Genomic DNA, 16761 nt, shown 5'->3' with positions numbered 1-16761 from the left:
AAAAATTATTCTTCTTCGAATCGGGCAATTTCGCGATCATAAAAAGCATTCGCTTGTTCGATTAAGCCTTCCATTTCTGCGTTCAATTCGGCTTCGTCTAAATCCTCTGCCTCTTCCATGAATTCTACTTCATCATCTTTTAGATTAATGATAAATCGAGGATAATCCAAGTGAATGATAAAGATATCATCTGGAAAGTCGGTATTGTCGCCTAGTAAAAATTTTGGTAATTCCATTTTTTGTTTGTTGTTTATTGTTTTTTTGTCTCTAAATTGTATTTAGTTAGAAACTATTTTTTTTACAAAATTAATCATTCCTTCCATAGTATCCATCTAATCAAATGATCGATTAACCTCAAAAAACTATTTATCAGAAAGAATCACGGGTGCACTTCCTTTTCCCATAAAAATAATTTTGGTGTTGGGTGAAGTAGCGATTTCTTTTTGCGCTTTGATTTGTTCGTATTGTAATTGTTTATCGGTTAGCCCTAAAGAAATAATGCGTTGATAATCTGCGATACCTTGTGCTTCTACTCTTTTACGTTCGGCTTCTTGTTTTTCTTTTTGCAAAACAAAAGTCATTTTTTGAGCATCTTGTTCGGCATTAATTTTACTTTCGATGGTTTTCTTTACAGATTCAGGCAAATTGATATTTCGAATCAACAACTGCTCTAATACCAATCCTCTGGCTTTAAAATCGGCTTCGATACTTTTAAAAATACGTTGTTGAAATTCATTTCTTTTGGTCGAATACAAGGCCACAGCATCATAATAAACTGCGTTGTCACGAATACGGGTTCTAGTTACTGGACGTACAATTTTATCGGTGTAGCTTTCTCCAATTCCTTTCAAAATTTTAGGTGCTTCATTTGGGATTACACGATACAAAACCGTCAAATCAATAACAACTTCCAATCCGTCATTGGACAATACTCTAATCGCATCATCACCTTCTTGTGCTCCTTCATTATGAACGGCTGACATAGTATAGTTTTGAGTTTGTACATCAAAAACAGTAATATCCAAAAGTGGATTAACTACGTGAAGTCCACTTTCTAGAACATCCGTTTGTACACTACCATAAAGCGATTTTACGCCTACTTTGCCCGCGTCTATTTGCTTAAACATCGAAGAAAATACTCCGATTAGCAGTAATAAAATACCTATAATTTTTAAAAGATTAGAAAATTTAGATAAAGGATTAGCGTTGTTGTTTACAGTAAAACTAACTACTAACAAAATTATTCCGAGAATAATAAATACTATCATTTTTTTTTGGTTTAGTTGATATGTTTATTATACGAGGAAATAAAGTAGAAGTTACATTTATAAAAAAATCTTTACGTAGCTGCATTCAAACGAACCAGTTTTTTGGTCAATCGAGAAAATCGAATGTATAAAAATATAGCTGCTGCTGTTAGTCCTGCCAATAATCCAATCCAGATTCCGACCGCCTTTAGATCTGTATATTTTCCTAGATAAAAGGAAACCGGAAAACCTACTACCCAATAGGCCACAAAAGTAATGTACATTGGAATTTTCACATCTTGAAGCCCTCTCAAAGCTCCTAAAACTACTACTTGTACACCATCTGAAATTTGAAAAATTGCTGCAACCAACAACAATTTAGCCGTTATCATTATAATTTCATTATTATCCGCCATTTGAGAAACATCAGCAGTATTCAAGAATAAATGTGGTAAAAAATTGTGGAAGACAATGAATAAAATAGCAAAGAGCGATTCAATAAGTATTGCTAATAAAAAAATAGAACGAGCTACAACAATTAGTCCTTTAAAATCGCCCGCTCCCTTGGCGTGACCGACACGTATCATTGCTGTTACATTCAATCCCATTGCGACCATAAAAGTTGAAGAAGCTAGAATCAATGCAATTTGATTGGCCGCTTGATTGTTTTTACCCAAGGTTCCTGAAAGCCAGATCGCTGCTGTAAATAAAGTAACCTCAAACAACATTTGCATCGCAGAAGGAAAACCTAGATCGATGATTTTTTTTAAAATCGTTTTTTTGATTTCTTTGAAGGTAAAATTTTTAAAATAGCGCTTCATGATAGTATTTTGTTTCATGATATAATGCATAAAAATCACCATCAAAATTCTTGAAATTACTGTTCCTAAAGCCGCACCTACGATCCCCAATTTAGGAAAAAACCAAACGCCATAAATCAAAACATAGTTAAAAAAAACGTGCACTACATTGGCAAAGAGAATGGCGTACATAGAATATTTGGTTTGCGATAATCCATCGGCAAATTGCTTATACCCTTGATAAATAATTACCGGAATCAATGAAAAAGCGACCCAATCAATGTATGGCGCTGCCAAAACAACAACCGCTTCGGGTTGGTTCATAAAATACATCAACTGCTTGGACAAGACCGTCAAAACAAACAAGACAACGCCCAAAATAGTACATAACAACAAGCCGTGATGAAAAGTTGTTCGGATTTTTTTGGTGTTTTGTTCTGCATCTGCTTCTGCAATCAATGGAGTAATAGCCGTAGAAAAACCTATCCCCACAGAAAGTGCCAAGAAAATAAAACTATTGCCTAAAGAAACCGCTGCCAATTCAGTAGATCCCAAATTACCAACCATGTAGTTATCGACAATACCAATTAACGTATGCCCTAGCATCCCTAAAACAACAGGATAAGCCAGTTTTATATTGTATGAAAATTCTTTGGTGTATTGTGACAAGTTCATTTTATTGCTTTTAAGTCGGCAAAGGTAATCAGAAGAAATTGATTCTTTGAATAGAAATATAATTAAAAAATCATTTCTAACCCCTTCAAATCAACCTTGAATAAAGCAATTCTGACAACTACACCCTTTTTAATTTCTCTTATCGGTAAGGGTTTTCATAAAAGCAATTAAATGTTTCTTTTCTTTATCCGAAAGCAGTAATTGATCTTCGGGCAAGGTTTGATTGGGCACTTTGAATCCAAGGCCAATTCCACCACCTTTATTATAAAAATCAATGACTTCTTCTAAGGTTTTGAAAACACCATTATGCATATAAGGCGCGGTTAATTCAATGTTTCTGATGGTAGGTGTTTTAAAAGAATTTCTATGAATTTCGGCTTGAGTCAATTCATATTTTCCTAAATCGGCATCTAAATAATTATGCCTGTTCGGTACTCCTAAAATTTCGCTTTCTGTTTTCATAAAATTAGGTGGGACTGTCCCGTTGGTTAAAGGAATAAAATGGCAAGTAGCACATTTAGCTTTGCCAGCAAATAGATTAAAACCTGCTTTTTCGTCTGACGTAAATTCTACTTCGTCACGCATATATTCATCAAACTTTGAATTGTATTGGCTCAAAGAACGAACATAGGAAGCCAAGGCGTTTTTGATTCCGAATTCGTTGATCTCATTTTTCGGAAATGCTTTTTTGAATTCGGCTAAATACTTTTTGTCTTTTTGCAAGGCTTTCACTGATTTTTCAAGGGAACCGTGCATTTCGATTTCGTTTGTAATGACAGCCACAGCTTGGTCTTCGAGATAACTTACTTTAGAATCATAGAAGAAAGCACGTTGAAAAGCGATGTTCATCAAAGTGGGTGTATTTCGTTTTACTTTGGTTTTGCCATCTAATGAAATCGTTTGCTCTAAACCATCTGTAAAAGCAAGATTGGAATAGTGACAAGAGGCGCAAGAACGCGTATTATTGCCCGACAAAATAGGATCATTGAATAACTTTTTCCCTAAGGCAATTTTTTCTGGAGTGGTTTTATAATCAGGAAAACCATTGAAAGCTTCTATATCAAAAGCATTTTTATCAAAAAGGGTTTGAGCGGTAGTTTTTAGAGCTCTGGTCTCTTTTACAAACGGAATCGAAGCACTTTTTTGACATTGATATAACTGTTTACTCAATGGATTAGCTATATTTTTTATAAAATACGCTCTATCAAAAGCATTGAAGTTAGTATGAGTTACTAGGTACTTTGTTCCTTGAGAAAGAGTAGCTGAAAGCGCTTGAAATGACTTAGCGTCCAAAGTGTTTTTATAAAAAGTTACATTTTCCGCTAGACATTCTAAAACCACTTTTGCTTCTGGGATGGAATGAAGCGCAACTGGGGAATCAAAGCCTGTAATTCCTAGGGTAATCATTCTAAAAACAGATAGTCGCAACGCATCAAAGACCGAAGCATCTGTCAATTCATTGGTTTGGGCTATTTTTTCTAATCGATTTAAATTGGCATTCAAAATGCCTATTTCTGTCAATACTTCAGCTTTTGTTGACTGATTGTATTTTGGAAAAAAATATTCTTCAATGACTTGAAAGCCTTCTGGAGGCAAAGTTTTTCCATCGTTTTCCTCAAACTCAGGTAATGCTGGTCCGTTGATGGCCTTTGCTACGGCTGGAAAATAATACTCGGTCAACCATTCTACTTTTTTGTAACTACTATGAGCTTTCAAAAATTGAAATTGAATCTTTTGGGAATTGGCATCAGATTGCACCAATTCTTTTAAATGTTCAACTTCGACTTTTAACTGCTTTATGTTTATTTCAAAATTAGCGGCAACTTTTTGATGGTTTTCCTCAGCGGGTTGGCAAGAGAACAAGGCAAATGAGAAGAATAAAAAAATGATTTTTTTCATAATTACTTTAAAAAATAAAAAACCAAAACCACGATAACAAAAATGCCATCGTGGTTATTGGTAGTAAAAGGTATATTATCTAGCTAACCCTTTGATTAATACAATTTGACTCGCTTGATCTTCGTTTGGACGATTTGTACCGCCATCAACACCTTTGTATTTTGTCCCTTTCCAAGAATGCGGTTGAACGCTCAACAAAAAGGTATCATCAATGCCTAATTGCTCAGAAACATCAATCATAGCACCATATTCCCAATCTCCAAATTTTGATGTTCCTCCTACATTATACTTAGCTGCATCAGTAGCCGTACGACGGTGGTCTAATTCAAAAACCACTTTTAATTGCTTTTTAGCAATATCGTATTGATAGATGTAGGCATCGTGAGTTTCGTCACCATAACCATTAGCATCTTCTTGCACATACACATAGTTTTTGGTCACACAAATGTTGTCTGGATTTTGAAATTTACCCGCAATTCCGTTACGGTCATCACCGTCCAAAATTACTTCTAAGCTTCCGATTAATGGATTTTTAGCATCTAAGTTCAATTTATACACACGTCCGTATTTGGTTCTAGAACCATCGGCATTAGTTCCTGTAGTATTTTGACCTGTTACGTTAAAATAGATTTCGCGTGCATCTTCTGCACTTCCTTTTCGGTAATCCAAATCTTCTACTCTACCAAATTTGATACCTTTTAAAGTATTTACCGAAGCATTGATAGCTGCACCTGTAAGTGTTGTATGATTCTCGATTTTTACAAATGAAACAGGATATTTTTGGTTTGCCACCATATCTTTCTCTCTTTGGTTATCGTCTTGACGTTTCATCATATACAAAGAACCATCGGCTAAATCACCCACACGATTAGACACATACATAAAAACTTGACCTCCGTAAGTTCCTGAATCGTCATCTCCAATCACTACAACGGTTTTCCCAGCATAAGCTTTAGCATTCAATGGCATTGCATTTTCAGCACTTAAACGTCCAAATGAAGCTAATTCTTTGGTAACAGATGCCAATCCTGCATCGGCATAAGGATAAACCGCATGCGTACGAGATTCTTCTCCTGATTCACCACAAGTTAAATATAATGGTCCAAAACCGTGTTCAGCAACAGTAGCCATAGTAGCACCACACAATCTCCAAGTTCCACCATTAGAGTTTAATAAATATTCTCCTTTCAGAGGTTTGAAGGTTTTGTCAAGAGTCACTCTTGAAACCGCAAAATTATCTTCGTGATTAACCAAAAAAGTAAAAGTTCCATCATCGTTTCTTAACAAACCAGAACCATCAGCAGAACCTCCAAAAACAAATTTTGGGCTACCCGCCAATACATCATCAGAAGAAATTAAAGAGAATAACTCCACGTTTTCAAAACCCGATTTTTTAGTAAGTAATACAGGAGTTACCGATTGATTTGCCAACACCACTGTAGTTGGTTTTGTGTCATTAGCTTCATTCTCACAAGAAATAAGTGAGACCAAACAAAGTAAAGGTAAAATTAATTTTTTCATTGATTTATGTTTTTTTATACCTGCAAAATAAACGCATGAATTTAAACCTATTGTCACTTTAGAATTAAGAAACAGCTATCAATTCGTAAGATTTTAAATTATAATTTAATCTAAAATTTACATGATAACAGTAAGCACATACTCCGTTTAAATTGAATTAACAATGAAGAGTAAAGCCTAACTATCTTTCTCAAAAAAATTGAAAAGAAACTTCTAAAGTCCGCTTAAACGAAAGGATTTTGACGACAAATCATTACTTTAGTTGATTTTTAATTCATCTGTATTCCGCACTTTAATGGAATATTGATACAAATTTTATAATGCAATGGAAAAATTCACACTCGAGCTTTTATTTCAAATCATAGGAATTGGTTCTGCTTCTGGTCTTATTTACAAATCGCCTTCCTTGTATGTTATTGGTGATAACAGCGGCTATTTGTACGAATACAATATGGAAGCCAAGAACTTACAACAACACGCCATTATTGAAAACGCCAGCGCAAATATTGCTAAAAAAGAAAAACCAGATTTTGAAGCCATCACGAGTTTTGATGATAAATTGTATGTTTTCGGTTCTGGTTCTACCCCGAAACGCAACAAAATGGTCGAAATCAATACAACCGAAAAAGAGATTAAAACCAATGATTTGAAGGATTTGTATGGCGTGATGCAAAGTTTTGGCCAAATCAAAGCCGATGACTTTAATCTGGAAGGGGCTATTTATAACGGCAAAGAATGGATGCTTTTTAATCGTGGGAACGGGAAAAAGAGCAAAAATGTGATTTTTACGATTTATGGTAAAAATCTAATCAACGAATTTAATATGATTAGCAACGAGTATAAGTTGCCTAAAATTAATGGGGTGCGCAGCAGTTTTACCGATGCCGTTTTGGTGGATACTAAAATTTATTTTTTGGCAACCGCTGAAGATACACAATCGACGTATAATGATGGAGAAGTAAAGGGCAGCTTGATTGGGGTAATAGATATAGAAACAATGAAACTAGAATTTACGCAAAAAATAAGCGATACCCATAAATTTGAAGGCCTTACCCTCTATCAAAATTCGGACAAAACAGTGGCGTTTTTGTTATGCGAAGACAAAGACTCGGAAGTGTTGGAGACGAATATTTATAAATTGGTACTTGACAAGCGTACCCTTTAAGTAGCAAGTTAAATTGCTTCCAAAAAAGCACAATGTTGGCTTATAGCCCCGATTGCAGTGGCATCCTTTTTTATAGCTGGCAGGTTTTTGGACCTGACAGTTATAAAAAAGATATAACGTACAGCGGGAATCCTGCTAACCAGAAAGCCTTGTGTTGGCGCTCCTACATTCATTTTTAAAACTAGAATTCCTGATGATTGTAGTAAAAAAAGAATATTTTTTTGATAGGCTTCCCAACCTTTTTGATTTTTAATCGCTCTTTAGTAATAAAGACATCAATTGTGATAAACGAAACCCTACTCTCTAACTGCAAAAAAATGCACCGTGATGCTCAGCGACAGGTGTATGACTATATGGCGCCCAAGCTGTATCGCACTTGCAAGCGCTATCTTAAAAAGGAGGAAGATATTGAAGAAGTTTTGGCCGACGCTTTTTATACAATTTTCACCAAAATAGACCAGTTGAAAGAGGTGCTGGCTTTTGAGGCTTGGTGCCGAAAAATAACGGTGAATCACTGTTTAGCAGCAATTAAAAAAAACACCAATTTCAATATGTATTTGGATGATGTGAAATTGCTTTCGCAGCCTTTTACTGAAGAAATCACAGCGCTTGAAGAAGCCGATTTATTGGAACTTTTGAACCATATTCCAGAGGGATGCAAAACTATTTTTACTCTTTTTGTGATAGAAGGCTATGGACACAAGGAGATTGCGAGTTTGTTGCAAATCTCTGAGGGCACCTCAAAATCACAATTGAATGCCGCCAAAAGTAAACTAAAGGAACTGGTGAACAACCTCTATTATCAAAAAGCAAAATAGGTATGGACTATCAAGATAAATTATTCGAACAAATAAAAGAAGCTGAGCGAAATGCTGAAAACCAAGATTTTCCTGCAATGGAAAAAGTATGGTCGCGCTTAGAAGAGAAACTAGACAAAAAAGAAGCTAAAAAAACTATCGCTTTATGGAAAAAAATCGCCGTAGCCGCATCGCTTTTATTGGTGCTTTCGATTGGCTTTCAGTTTTTGAATTCGCCCAGACCGAAAAGTATTCAAGAAGCTCCAAAGGTGGTTACTACAACCACAAAAAACAATCCATCGGCGATTGAAACTAACGAAAACATAACCAACAGTACTCCTGTCATCGTACCTAAAGCTGAAGCTGAAGCAATCATCAACAATAGTATTGGGCAAGAAGTTGCGGTTCATAACACGCAATCCAATGACACGATAATGAGTAGTGCAACAAATGCTATTAGTATTCCTGAAATCGCTACAGCAAGGGCAAGTTCGGAAGTAGCGGATGAAAAGGATGCTGAATCGAATGCAATAGAACAAAAATTGGCGGCTCCTGCTTCAGTAGCCAAAGAGAAAGCCAGTTACAAAATGGCTTTTGCTGAAAAAAGTCAAGAGCGTGCTAAAAAAAGTAGTCCATTGGTCGTGATTGACAACACTGCACTTTCAGACAGTAATGCCTCAAAAAGAGAACGCATTATGCAAGAAGAACTTTCTAATTTTAAACCTGAGAACTTAGAATCGGTGATAGTTTTAAATAATCCACTTTATATCATTGATGGGCATTACTTTTCGGAGGATGATTTATTTGGTCCACAGCCTAAAAGTCCTTATGCGCCTCTCAATCATCAAGACATTAAGACCATTGTCATTCTTAAAGACACTGATGCCGTTTCAAAATATGGCGAAAAAGGTAAAAAAGGTGTCGTAATTATCACTACAAAAACAGGAAAACCCGCAGTCCAAAAATAGGAATCCCCTAACACTAATCTTAAAAAAACACGATTATGAAAAACGTAAAACTTATTTCATTAGGTCTTGCTATGCTTATATGTTTCGTAACAAAAGCACAAGAAAAAACGATTACTGGAATCGTTTCTGACGCCTCTGCCCCGCTTCCTGGAGTGACCATTGTCAACAAAAATTCAAAAGCGAATGCTAGTACAAATTTTGATGGCAAGTATACCATTCAAGCGCAAAAAGGAGACCAATTGGTGTTTAGTTACATTGGTTATAAACCGCAAACTAAAAAAGTGGGAGAACAAAACATCATTAATGTAAAACTAGTGGCAGACCAAATGTCACTAAGTGAAGTAGTCGTAGTAGGCTACGGTAGTAACGTCGATTATGAATCGGATAATGCTTTCTATGAAAAAAAGAAAGCCTCGACCGCTGCATCCGTTCAAAAGCTCGAAGGTCGTGTCGCAGGATTGACCATTTCGTCTAACACTAACGCCATTGCCAACGCTCCGCAAAGCATCGTCATTAGAGGTACGAATAGTATTTCTTCTAAAAATGAACCGCTGTATATCATCGATGGTGTGCCTGTAAAATCGAATGCTCTAGCTAAAATCAACCCGAATGATATTCAGGATGTAAAAGTACTCAAAGACAGTGCTGCCACTTCTCTATACGGAGCAAGAGCCGCAAATGGTGTAGTTATCATCAACTCGAAAAATGAAATCTATAAAAACTTAAGCGAGAAAGAAATAAACAAAAGACTACAACAACTCCATCCTTATCAACCAGAACCAATCAATGATGAAGATTACGAAAGTTTTGTAGAAAATGCATTTGAAAGTCCTAAAACAGCACCGCTTTCCACTTTTTCTATTGATGTTGATAATGCCTCTTATACCAATGTAAGACGTATGATTAACAACGGACAAAAAGTACCTAAAGATGCGGTTCGTGTAGAGGAAATGGTTAATTTTTTCAAATACAATTACGCACAACCTAATGACCAAAATCCGTTTGCTATTCAAAATGAATTGAGTCACAGTCCGTGGAATACCGATACTAAAATTTTGAAAATTGGATTGCAAGGAAAAAACATTCCAACCCTTGATTTGCCAGCCTCGAATTTGGTTTTCTTGATTGATGTTTCAGGGTCTATGAGTGCTGCAAATAAGTTACCCTTACTAAAACAATCTATGAAAATTTTGGTAAATGAGTTGAGAGCCAAAGACAAAGTATCGATTGTAGTGTATGCCGGAGCCGCTGGTCTAGTATTACCTCCAACCTCTGGAGATGAAAAAGAAACCATAAATACTGCATTAGAAAAACTCAACGCAGGAGGAAGTACCGCAGGTGGCGAAGGCATTACGCTTGCCTATAAAATTGCAGCAGAAAACTTCATAAAAGGAGGCAACAACAGAGTGATTTTGGCCACTGATGGCGACTTTAATGTAGGAAGTTCTTCTAATGCTGATATGGAAAACCTTATCGAAGAAAAAAGAAAATCTGGTGTATTCTTAACTTGTTTAGGCTACGGAATGGGAAATTACAAAGACAGTAAAATGGAAATATTGGCTAACAAAGGTAACGGCAATTATGCTTACATTGATACCATTCAAGAAGCGAATCGATTTCTGGGTAAAGAATTTAAAGGGTCGATGTTTGCAATTGCTAAAGATGTAAAAATTCAAATTGAATTCAATCCCAACCAAGTGAAAGCCTACCGATTAATTGGGTATGAAAACCGAAAACTAAGACCTGAAGATTTTAAAAATGATGCCATTGATGCGGGAGAATTAGGCAGTAATCATTCGGTGACGGCTTTGTATGAAATTATACCAGCGGGCAGCAAAAGTAAATTTTATACAGAAGCAGATGAACTAAAATACACCACTACTACTCCAACAGAAAATAAATACACTAACGAGTTAGCGACCATAAAATTCCGTTACAAAAAACCAGATGGTGACCAAAGCATCGAAATGGTTCAAACCATAGAAAACAAAAGTATCTTGCTACAAAACACCAGCGATGATTTTAAATTTAGTAATGCCGTAGCTTGGTTTGGTTTAAAATTGAGAGATTCAAAACTGATTGCGAATTCTTCTTCAAAAGACATTATTGCTTTGGCTAAACAAGGCTTAACTAATGACTCAGAAGGATACAAAGCCGAATTCATCCGCTTGGTAGAAGCTGCAAATTAAAAGTTGCTTTTAGTTTCTAATAGCAGTTAGAAATAAAATAAAAAAGCGAGTAAGAATTCAATCTTACTCGCTTAATACTATTATAAATAAGTGTTTAACAATTACACTTCTACATTCAAAAACTCCATACGAACACTCCCGTCTTCGTCAATTCGGGTCAATTGCACCTCGTGTAAAGTATTCACTAAGGCTGGGTCCCAAGGGGTTTTCACTTTTACATAATTTTCGGTAAAGCCATGAATATATCCTTCTTTATTTTCGCCCTCAAACAAAACTGTTCTTTGGGTGCCCAATTGACTTTCGTAAAAAGCACGGCGTTTCTTCACCGATAAACCACGTAACATTTTGCTTCGTTTGGCGCGAACATTATTAGGAACCACGCCGTCCATCACAGCCGCCTCGGTATTATCGCGCTCTGAATAGGTAAAAACGTGTAAATAAGAAATATCCAAATCATTCAAAAAATGATAGGTTTCCAAGAAATGTTCGTCGGTTTCTCCAGGAAATCCTACGATAACATCCACTCCAATACAAGCGTGTGGCATTACTTTACGTATATTGGTTACTCTATCGGTATACACTTCACGTTGGTAACGACGTTTCATTAACTTTAAAATATCGTTACTCCCAGATTGCAAAGGAATATGAAAATGTGGGACAAATGTTCGGCTTTTGGAAACAAAATCAATGGTTTCGTTTTTCAACAAATTAGGTTCGATAGATGAAATACGAAGACGTTCAATACCATCCACTTCGTCAAGCGCTTTTACCAAATCAAGGAAAGTATGTTCGTGTTTTTTGTTCCCGAACTCTCCTTTTCCGTAATCGCCAATATTGACACCCGTAAGTACTATTTCTTTGATTCCTTGTTGCGAAATTTCGGCAGCATTTTGCAATACATTTTCTAAAGCATCACTTCTAGAAATTCCTCTTGCTAGTGGAATCGTACAGTAGGTACACTTGTAATCACAACCATCTTGCACTTTCAAAAAAGCTCTCGTTCTGTCGCCAATAGAATAACTGCCTACATAAAAATCGGCTTCGGCGATTTCACAAGAATGTACTTGACCAAAATCGTTTTTGGATAAATCGTTAATATAATCTGCTAGTTTGAATTTTTCGGTGGCGCCCAGAACCAAATCTACACCGTCAACATCTGCGAGTTCTTCTGGCTTTAATTGTGCATAACAACCCACAGCGGCTACAAAGGCTTTGTCGTTTAGCTTCATTGCTTTACGCACAACTTGCTTGAATTGTTTATCTGCATTTTCTGTAACAGAACACGTATTGATAACATACATATCGGCTACTTCTTCAAAATCCACTCTTTCAAAGCCTTCTTCCTGAAGATTTCTCGCTATGGTTGATGTTTCTGAAAAGTTCAGTTTACAACCTAGCGTATAGAAGGCAACTCGTTTTTTATTTTCCATAAGATAGCTCAATTAATGAAATCGTTGTCAAAAAATTGAGGGTGCAAATTTACATATAAATTCTAAGAATTAAAAATGAAGCAGTTAGATATTTTAAAGGGGATACCACTAAAAATATCCGATTTTTTCATTGTACTAGATGAAAATTATCGGATATTTTTAATTCTAATTAAACTAAAGAGGTTTTCTTAACTCAAAATATAGCGTTCAATCACTTCAGCCACGCCATGATCATTATTCGAAGCTACAATAACATCTCCAAAACCTCTCAATTCAGGAGTTACATTGTCTACCCAAACGCCTAATCCCGCATATTGAATCATAGTCAAATCGTTTCCAGCATTACCTACTGCAATGATTTCTTTTTGATCAATGCCCAATCTTTTGGCCAAAAACTGAATACTAGCCGCTTTATCGATGCCATTTGGTGCGACTTCCAAAAAGAATGGTTTCGACATCGAAACACTCAAATCTGGCATTGCTTGTTTCAAATCACTTTCTACCGTTTTCAAATAAGAAGGGTCTTCAAGTAAAATACATTTTACTGCATTAGAAGTCACAGCCGCTTTAAAATCAGCAACTAGTTCGTGCGGCATACCTGTTATGCTTCGCTCTACTTCAATAAATTCAGAGTGGGTTTCGCTTACAATAGTATCATTAATATACGTAATGATATGCGTTTTCGACTTCAAACTATAATCATGTAGTTCATGAATTTGCTCTTTGGTCAAGGATTGTTCAAAAATTACCGCATCGTTTTTTAAATCGGTAACTACAGCTCCATTAAACGAAATCATGTAATTGTTTTGCAAATCATTCGCAAAATGCGTCATGGCTGGCGTAGGTCTTCCTGATGCCAAAACCACTTCGACTCCTTTTGCTTGTGCCATTGTAATCATGGCTCTATTTTCTTCAGAAATGGTATGATCGTCTGTCAGCAGCGTGTCATCCATATCTAAAACTAGCATTTTATATTTCATTGCTTTTTTTATTTCATTTTTTTTTAAAAAATATTCATTAAAAAAACCGCTCTTAAGAAGCGGTCATTGTACTATTTTTTCAATCTTTTTTTTATTCTTTGAAAACTTTGTTTTTGAGCCAAAACTCCAACAACCACAACTATTCTTAATTCTTCTTCAATTAAATAATAAATCGTGTATGGAAATCTGTCAACAAAGGCTTGTCGTATTTCCTTATATCGTTTCTGGTAATGGGCTGGATATTTTCTGATGTAATCGAACTCTTCGTTTACTTTCAATTTAAAATCTTCACCTAATGATTTATTTATTTCCAAATACCATTTTCTTGCTTTTCTTAAATCCTGATAAACAACGGGTACTAACTTTAATTTATAAATCATTACCAAACTTTCTTAAAATCTTCCCAGTCCAGTAAATCTTGAGGATTTTTTCTGTAAAGTTCTAATCTTAAATCCAACTCTTTTTGATGTTCTGCTGGAATCTCTAATAAACTTAATTTATAGTTTTTCAAAATTCTTTCTACTGCTTTCAAAGTATCGGCTAAACTTTCGAATTCCTCATTTCCTCTACTGTTTTTAAATGCGCTAGATTCACTTGGTTCTTCTAAACTATTGAAGTTATCTACTTTGACAGAGGAATACCCAACGACTTCTTTATCCAACACAGCTTTAAGTGCTAAAAACTCATTTAATTTACTTTCATCAGTACTATGAAGTAACCAATTTATTAGATCTAATTTTTTAGCAGCTATATTCATCTCACAGAAGTATTTGAACAGCAAATATACAAAATCTAAATACTCATTCTAAAATTCTCGATAACTGGATTCGCCTTCGCAAAATCTGTTTCTTGAATAAAAATTTCAATGGCCAAATCGGAACCACCAAATCCACCCAAACGAGCCGATTGAATATTGTCTTTTTTTACGGTATCGATTCCCGCTGTTTCTAATTTTTCTTGTAAGGCTAGTGCTAATATTTCACTGCCTGAAAACACTTTCATTAATCCCATACTGTTTTATGTTTGTTGTTGAACTTAACCGCAAAGTCCCCAAGGAATTACGGAAAGAAGCGCAACGATTTTAATGTTTATTATCAATTCAAAATCTAACTTCAAAAATCTACTCTCTAAATTTCTTCTTCATCGTCCCCTTCTTCTTCTTCATCAAAATCAAATTCAAAAGGCTCGATTAACATTTTTTCGATCAAAACATCAACTCTATCCGTTAATTGTTCAGCAAAAACGATGCGTTGCGTTTTGGCAATACTGTTTGAAATACGCATGATCTTAGTTTCGTGACGCAATTTCAATATAGGATCCGTGTCATCAATGATGAACATTTTTAAACGATTCACATTGTAACCTGCAGAAGAAAACATTTCACTCAAACGGTTAGGCGTGCCAATCAGAACATCGATTCCAGTTGATATATAATTTTTGTCATAATCCATATCGCCTTTATCGTGTACACCATACACCTCTAACTTGGTGTATCGATTGTATTTATCAAAAAGCTCTTCCATTGCTAACACCTTAGCTTTGTCTTCTACTACGATAAGTGCTCTTGGAGATTCTTCATTGGAACCCGCCAAACGCTGAATTACATTGATTACAATAGTCGTTGTTTTTCCGCTTGCCTTTGGTGAAATAATCAAACAATCTGCACCACTTTTTAGCGTAGAAAAAGTCTCCTGTTGCATAGCATTGGCCTCTACTAAATCATTTTCTATCAATGCCTTTTGAAGATTCTCGTTTATTTTTTTTAATTTCATATGCCTATTTAAATTTTAGGTTTTAGGCTTTTTAATTCAAAAACCTATTAAATCAAAACTATTTATTTTGATTTATGCCAATTTATAATTCACCCTTCGGGCGGTTAGATTCGCTATTTACTAGCAAATAACTTCACATCCGTTTCAGATATTTCACTTCCTCCCAGAATTATTAAGCGTTCCACTACATTGCGTAATTCTCGTATGTTTCCAGTCCAATCGTATTCTTGCAGTAAGCTAATGGCAGCTTCCGAGAATTTTTTCACAGCATTTCCTTGTTCTGAAGCAATTTTCTCTGCGAAATGTGTAACCAACATCGGAATATCGGTGCGACGTTCATTCAACGCAGGAACTTTGATTAAAATAACGGCCAAACGGTGGTACAAATCTTCTCTAAAACGACCTTCGGTAATCTCTTGTTTCAAATCTTTGTTAGTTGCAGCAACCACACGAACATCCACTTTAATGTCTTTATCTGCTCCCACTCTCGTAATCATACTTTCTTGCAACGCACGCAACACTTTGGCTTGAGCCGAAAGACTCATATCGCCAATCTCGTCCAAGAAAATAGTGCCTTTATCTGCTGCTTCAAACTTGCCTGCACGGTCTTTTACAGCCGAGGTAAAGGCGCCTTTGACGTGTCCAAACAACTCACTTTCTATCAATTCTGATGGAATAGCAGCACAGTTCACTTCGATTAAAGGAAAACTTGCGCGTTCGCTTTTCTCGTGCAATTGATGGGCTACTAATTCTTTTCCAGTTCCGTTAGGTCCCGTGATTAATACTCTGGCTTCGGTAGGAGCGACTTTATCAATCATCATTTTTATATGATTAATGGCTTCGCTCTCTCCAATCATTTCGTAGTTTTTGCTGACTTTTTTCTTTAGAATTTTATTTTCAACTACTAATTTTTTTCGGTCTAAGGCATTGCGAACCGTATTCAACAATCGGTTCAAATCGGGTGGTTTTGAGATGTAATCAAAAGCTCCCAAACGCATTGTATTGATGGCTGTTTCCATATCGCCGTGTCCTGAAATCATCACCATTGGAATCTCAGGTTTGATTTTTTTGACAGCTTCTAATACTTCAACCCCGTCTAATTTTGGCATTTTGATATCGCAAAGCACCAAATCGTAATCGGTATTTTTTATTTTCTCTAAACCTACAGCGCCGTCTTCTGCTTCGTCTACCTGATAGGTATCATTCTCTTCTGAAAGAATCTTGACCAAAACTCTACGAATCGCTGCTTCGTCTTCTATAATTAATATTTTACTCATTCTTAACAATTTTCAAATTTTAAAAATTCCAAATTCCAATA

Annotated in this window: 16 protein-coding genes; 4 read left to right on the top strand and 12 right to left on the bottom strand. The window is 35.7% G+C overall.

What is annotated here, in order from left to right; all coding sequences use genetic code 11:
- Positions 1-5: 5 nt before the first annotated feature.
- The 5 genes from FLB_RS03530 to FLB_RS03510 all read right to left on the bottom strand — a co-directional run bounded on the left by FLB_RS03530 (position 6) and on the right by FLB_RS03510 (position 6142).
- Positions 6-236 carry a hypothetical protein gene (locus FLB_RS03530; RefSeq protein WP_064714575.1) on the bottom strand — a complete coding sequence of 77 codons (231 nt, stop codon included), beginning with the start codon at positions 234-236 and terminating at the stop codon, positions 6-8.
- A gap of 126 nt (positions 237-362) precedes the next feature.
- A complete protein-coding gene (locus FLB_RS03525; protein WP_157490523.1) occupies positions 363-1268 on the bottom strand; it encodes a prohibitin family protein in 906 nt (301 codons plus the stop codon).
- A 71-nt stretch (positions 1269-1339) separates the two neighbouring features.
- Positions 1340-2722 carry an MATE family efflux transporter gene (locus tag FLB_RS03520; protein WP_064714574.1) on the bottom strand — a complete coding sequence of 461 codons (1383 nt, stop codon included), beginning with the start codon at positions 2720-2722 and terminating at the stop codon, positions 1340-1342.
- A 129-nt stretch (positions 2723-2851) separates the two neighbouring features.
- On the bottom strand, positions 2852-4621 hold the full coding sequence (locus FLB_RS03515; RefSeq protein ID WP_064714573.1) for a cytochrome-c peroxidase: 1770 nt from the start codon (positions 4619-4621) through the stop codon (positions 2852-2854).
- Between the two features lie 75 nt (positions 4622-4696).
- Positions 4697-6142 (bottom strand): hypothetical protein, encoded by a 1446-nt coding sequence (locus FLB_RS03510; protein WP_064714572.1) that lies wholly within the window; start codon positions 6140-6142, stop codon positions 4697-4699.
- 325 nt (positions 6143-6467) lie between these two features.
- Between FLB_RS03510 and FLB_RS03505 the strand changes: the two genes are divergently transcribed.
- From FLB_RS03505 to FLB_RS03490, 4 genes are all read left to right on the top strand, one after another.
- A complete protein-coding gene (locus FLB_RS03505; protein ID WP_064714571.1) occupies positions 6468-7307 on the top strand; it encodes a DUF6929 family protein in 840 nt (279 codons plus the stop codon).
- A gap of 317 nt (positions 7308-7624) precedes the next feature.
- Positions 7625-8125, top strand: coding sequence for an RNA polymerase sigma factor (locus FLB_RS03500; protein WP_064714570.1), 501 nt, complete (start codon positions 7625-7627; stop codon positions 8123-8125).
- A 2-nt stretch (positions 8126-8127) separates the two neighbouring features.
- On the top strand, positions 8128-9072 hold the full coding sequence (locus FLB_RS03495; protein ID WP_064714569.1) for a hypothetical protein: 945 nt from the start codon (positions 8128-8130) through the stop codon (positions 9070-9072).
- A gap of 35 nt (positions 9073-9107) precedes the next feature.
- A complete protein-coding gene (locus FLB_RS03490) occupies positions 9108-11261 on the top strand; it encodes a vWA domain-containing protein (RefSeq protein WP_064714568.1) in 2154 nt (717 codons plus the stop codon).
- Positions 11262-11362: 101 nt separating this feature from the next.
- Here the strand turns inward: FLB_RS03490 and mtaB are convergent, their stop codons facing one another.
- From mtaB to FLB_RS03455, 7 genes are all read right to left on the bottom strand, one after another.
- Positions 11363-12691, bottom strand: coding sequence for a tRNA (N(6)-L-threonylcarbamoyladenosine(37)-C(2))-methylthiotransferase MtaB (gene mtaB / locus FLB_RS03485; protein WP_064714567.1), 1329 nt, complete (start codon positions 12689-12691; stop codon positions 11363-11365).
- A gap of 188 nt (positions 12692-12879) precedes the next feature.
- A complete protein-coding gene (locus FLB_RS03480) occupies positions 12880-13671 on the bottom strand; it encodes a Cof-type HAD-IIB family hydrolase (protein ID WP_064714566.1) in 792 nt (263 codons plus the stop codon).
- Between the two features lie 71 nt (positions 13672-13742).
- The gene (locus tag FLB_RS03475; RefSeq protein ID WP_082923199.1) at positions 13743-14051 is read right to left on the bottom strand and encodes a type II toxin-antitoxin system RelE/ParE family toxin; all 309 of its coding nucleotides are present in this window, start codon (positions 14049-14051) and stop codon (positions 13743-13745) included.
- Complete coding sequence (locus FLB_RS03470) at positions 14051-14428, bottom strand: addiction module protein (protein WP_064714564.1); 378 nt, start codon at positions 14426-14428, stop codon at positions 14051-14053. The genes FLB_RS03475 and FLB_RS03470 overlap by 1 nt, the downstream gene beginning before the upstream one ends.
- Positions 14429-14463: 35 nt before the next feature.
- A complete protein-coding gene (locus FLB_RS03465) occupies positions 14464-14682 on the bottom strand; it encodes a putative signal transducing protein (RefSeq protein ID WP_064714563.1) in 219 nt (72 codons plus the stop codon).
- Between the two features lie 116 nt (positions 14683-14798).
- Positions 14799-15443, bottom strand: a complete 645-nt coding sequence (locus FLB_RS03460) for a DEAD/DEAH box helicase (RefSeq protein ID WP_064714562.1) — start codon at positions 15441-15443, stop codon at positions 14799-14801.
- A 113-nt stretch (positions 15444-15556) separates the two neighbouring features.
- A complete protein-coding gene (locus FLB_RS03455) occupies positions 15557-16720 on the bottom strand; it encodes a sigma-54-dependent transcriptional regulator (protein WP_064714561.1) in 1164 nt (387 codons plus the stop codon).
- Positions 16721-16761 lie beyond the last annotated feature (41 nt).

The sequence above is a fragment of the Flavobacterium succinicans genome (assembly GCF_001662485.1).
Classification (GTDB): domain Bacteria; phylum Bacteroidota; class Bacteroidia; order Flavobacteriales; family Flavobacteriaceae; genus Flavobacterium; species Flavobacterium succinicans_A.
This window is presented reverse-complemented; position numbering and strand designations above follow the sequence as displayed.

What these genes read in the sequence shown, in the direction of transcription:
- FLB_RS03530 (WP_064714575.1), bottom strand. Translation starts at nt 236, where the DNA reads ATGGAATTACCAAAATTTTTACTAGGCGACAATACCGACTTTCCAGAT.
- FLB_RS03525 (WP_157490523.1), bottom strand. Translation starts at nt 1,268, where the DNA reads ATGATAGTATTTATTATTCTCGGAATAATTTTGTTAGTAGTTAGTTTT.
- FLB_RS03520 (WP_064714574.1), bottom strand. Translation starts at nt 2,722, where the DNA reads ATGAACTTGTCACAATACACCAAAGAATTTTCATACAATATAAAACTG.
- FLB_RS03515 (WP_064714573.1), bottom strand. Translation starts at nt 4,621, where the DNA reads ATGAAAAAAATCATTTTTTTATTCTTCTCATTTGCCTTGTTCTCTTGC.
- FLB_RS03510 (WP_064714572.1), bottom strand. Translation starts at nt 6,142, where the DNA reads ATGAAAAAATTAATTTTACCTTTACTTTGTTTGGTCTCACTTATTTCT.
- FLB_RS03505 (WP_064714571.1), top strand. Translation starts at nt 6,468, where the DNA reads ATGGAAAAATTCACACTCGAGCTTTTATTTCAAATCATAGGAATTGGT.
- FLB_RS03500 (WP_064714570.1), top strand. Translation starts at nt 7,625, where the DNA reads ATGCACCGTGATGCTCAGCGACAGGTGTATGACTATATGGCGCCCAAG.
- FLB_RS03495 (WP_064714569.1), top strand. Translation starts at nt 8,128, where the DNA reads ATGGACTATCAAGATAAATTATTCGAACAAATAAAAGAAGCTGAGCGA.
- FLB_RS03490 (WP_064714568.1), top strand. Translation starts at nt 9,108, where the DNA reads ATGAAAAACGTAAAACTTATTTCATTAGGTCTTGCTATGCTTATATGT.
- mtaB (WP_064714567.1), bottom strand. Translation starts at nt 12,691, where the DNA reads ATGGAAAATAAAAAACGAGTTGCCTTCTATACGCTAGGTTGTAAACTG.
- FLB_RS03480 (WP_064714566.1), bottom strand. Translation starts at nt 13,671, where the DNA reads ATGAAATATAAAATGCTAGTTTTAGATATGGATGACACGCTGCTGACA.
- FLB_RS03475 (WP_082923199.1), bottom strand. Translation starts at nt 14,051, where the DNA reads ATGATTTATAAATTAAAGTTAGTACCCGTTGTTTATCAGGATTTAAGA.
- FLB_RS03470 (WP_064714564.1), bottom strand. Translation starts at nt 14,428, where the DNA reads ATGAATATAGCTGCTAAAAAATTAGATCTAATAAATTGGTTACTTCAT.
- FLB_RS03465 (WP_064714563.1), bottom strand. Translation starts at nt 14,682, where the DNA reads ATGGGATTAATGAAAGTGTTTTCAGGCAGTGAAATATTAGCACTAGCC.
- FLB_RS03460 (WP_064714562.1), bottom strand. Translation starts at nt 15,443, where the DNA reads ATGAAATTAAAAAAAATAAACGAGAATCTTCAAAAGGCATTGATAGAA.
- FLB_RS03455 (WP_064714561.1), bottom strand. Translation starts at nt 16,720, where the DNA reads ATGAGTAAAATATTAATTATAGAAGACGAAGCAGCGATTCGTAGAGTT.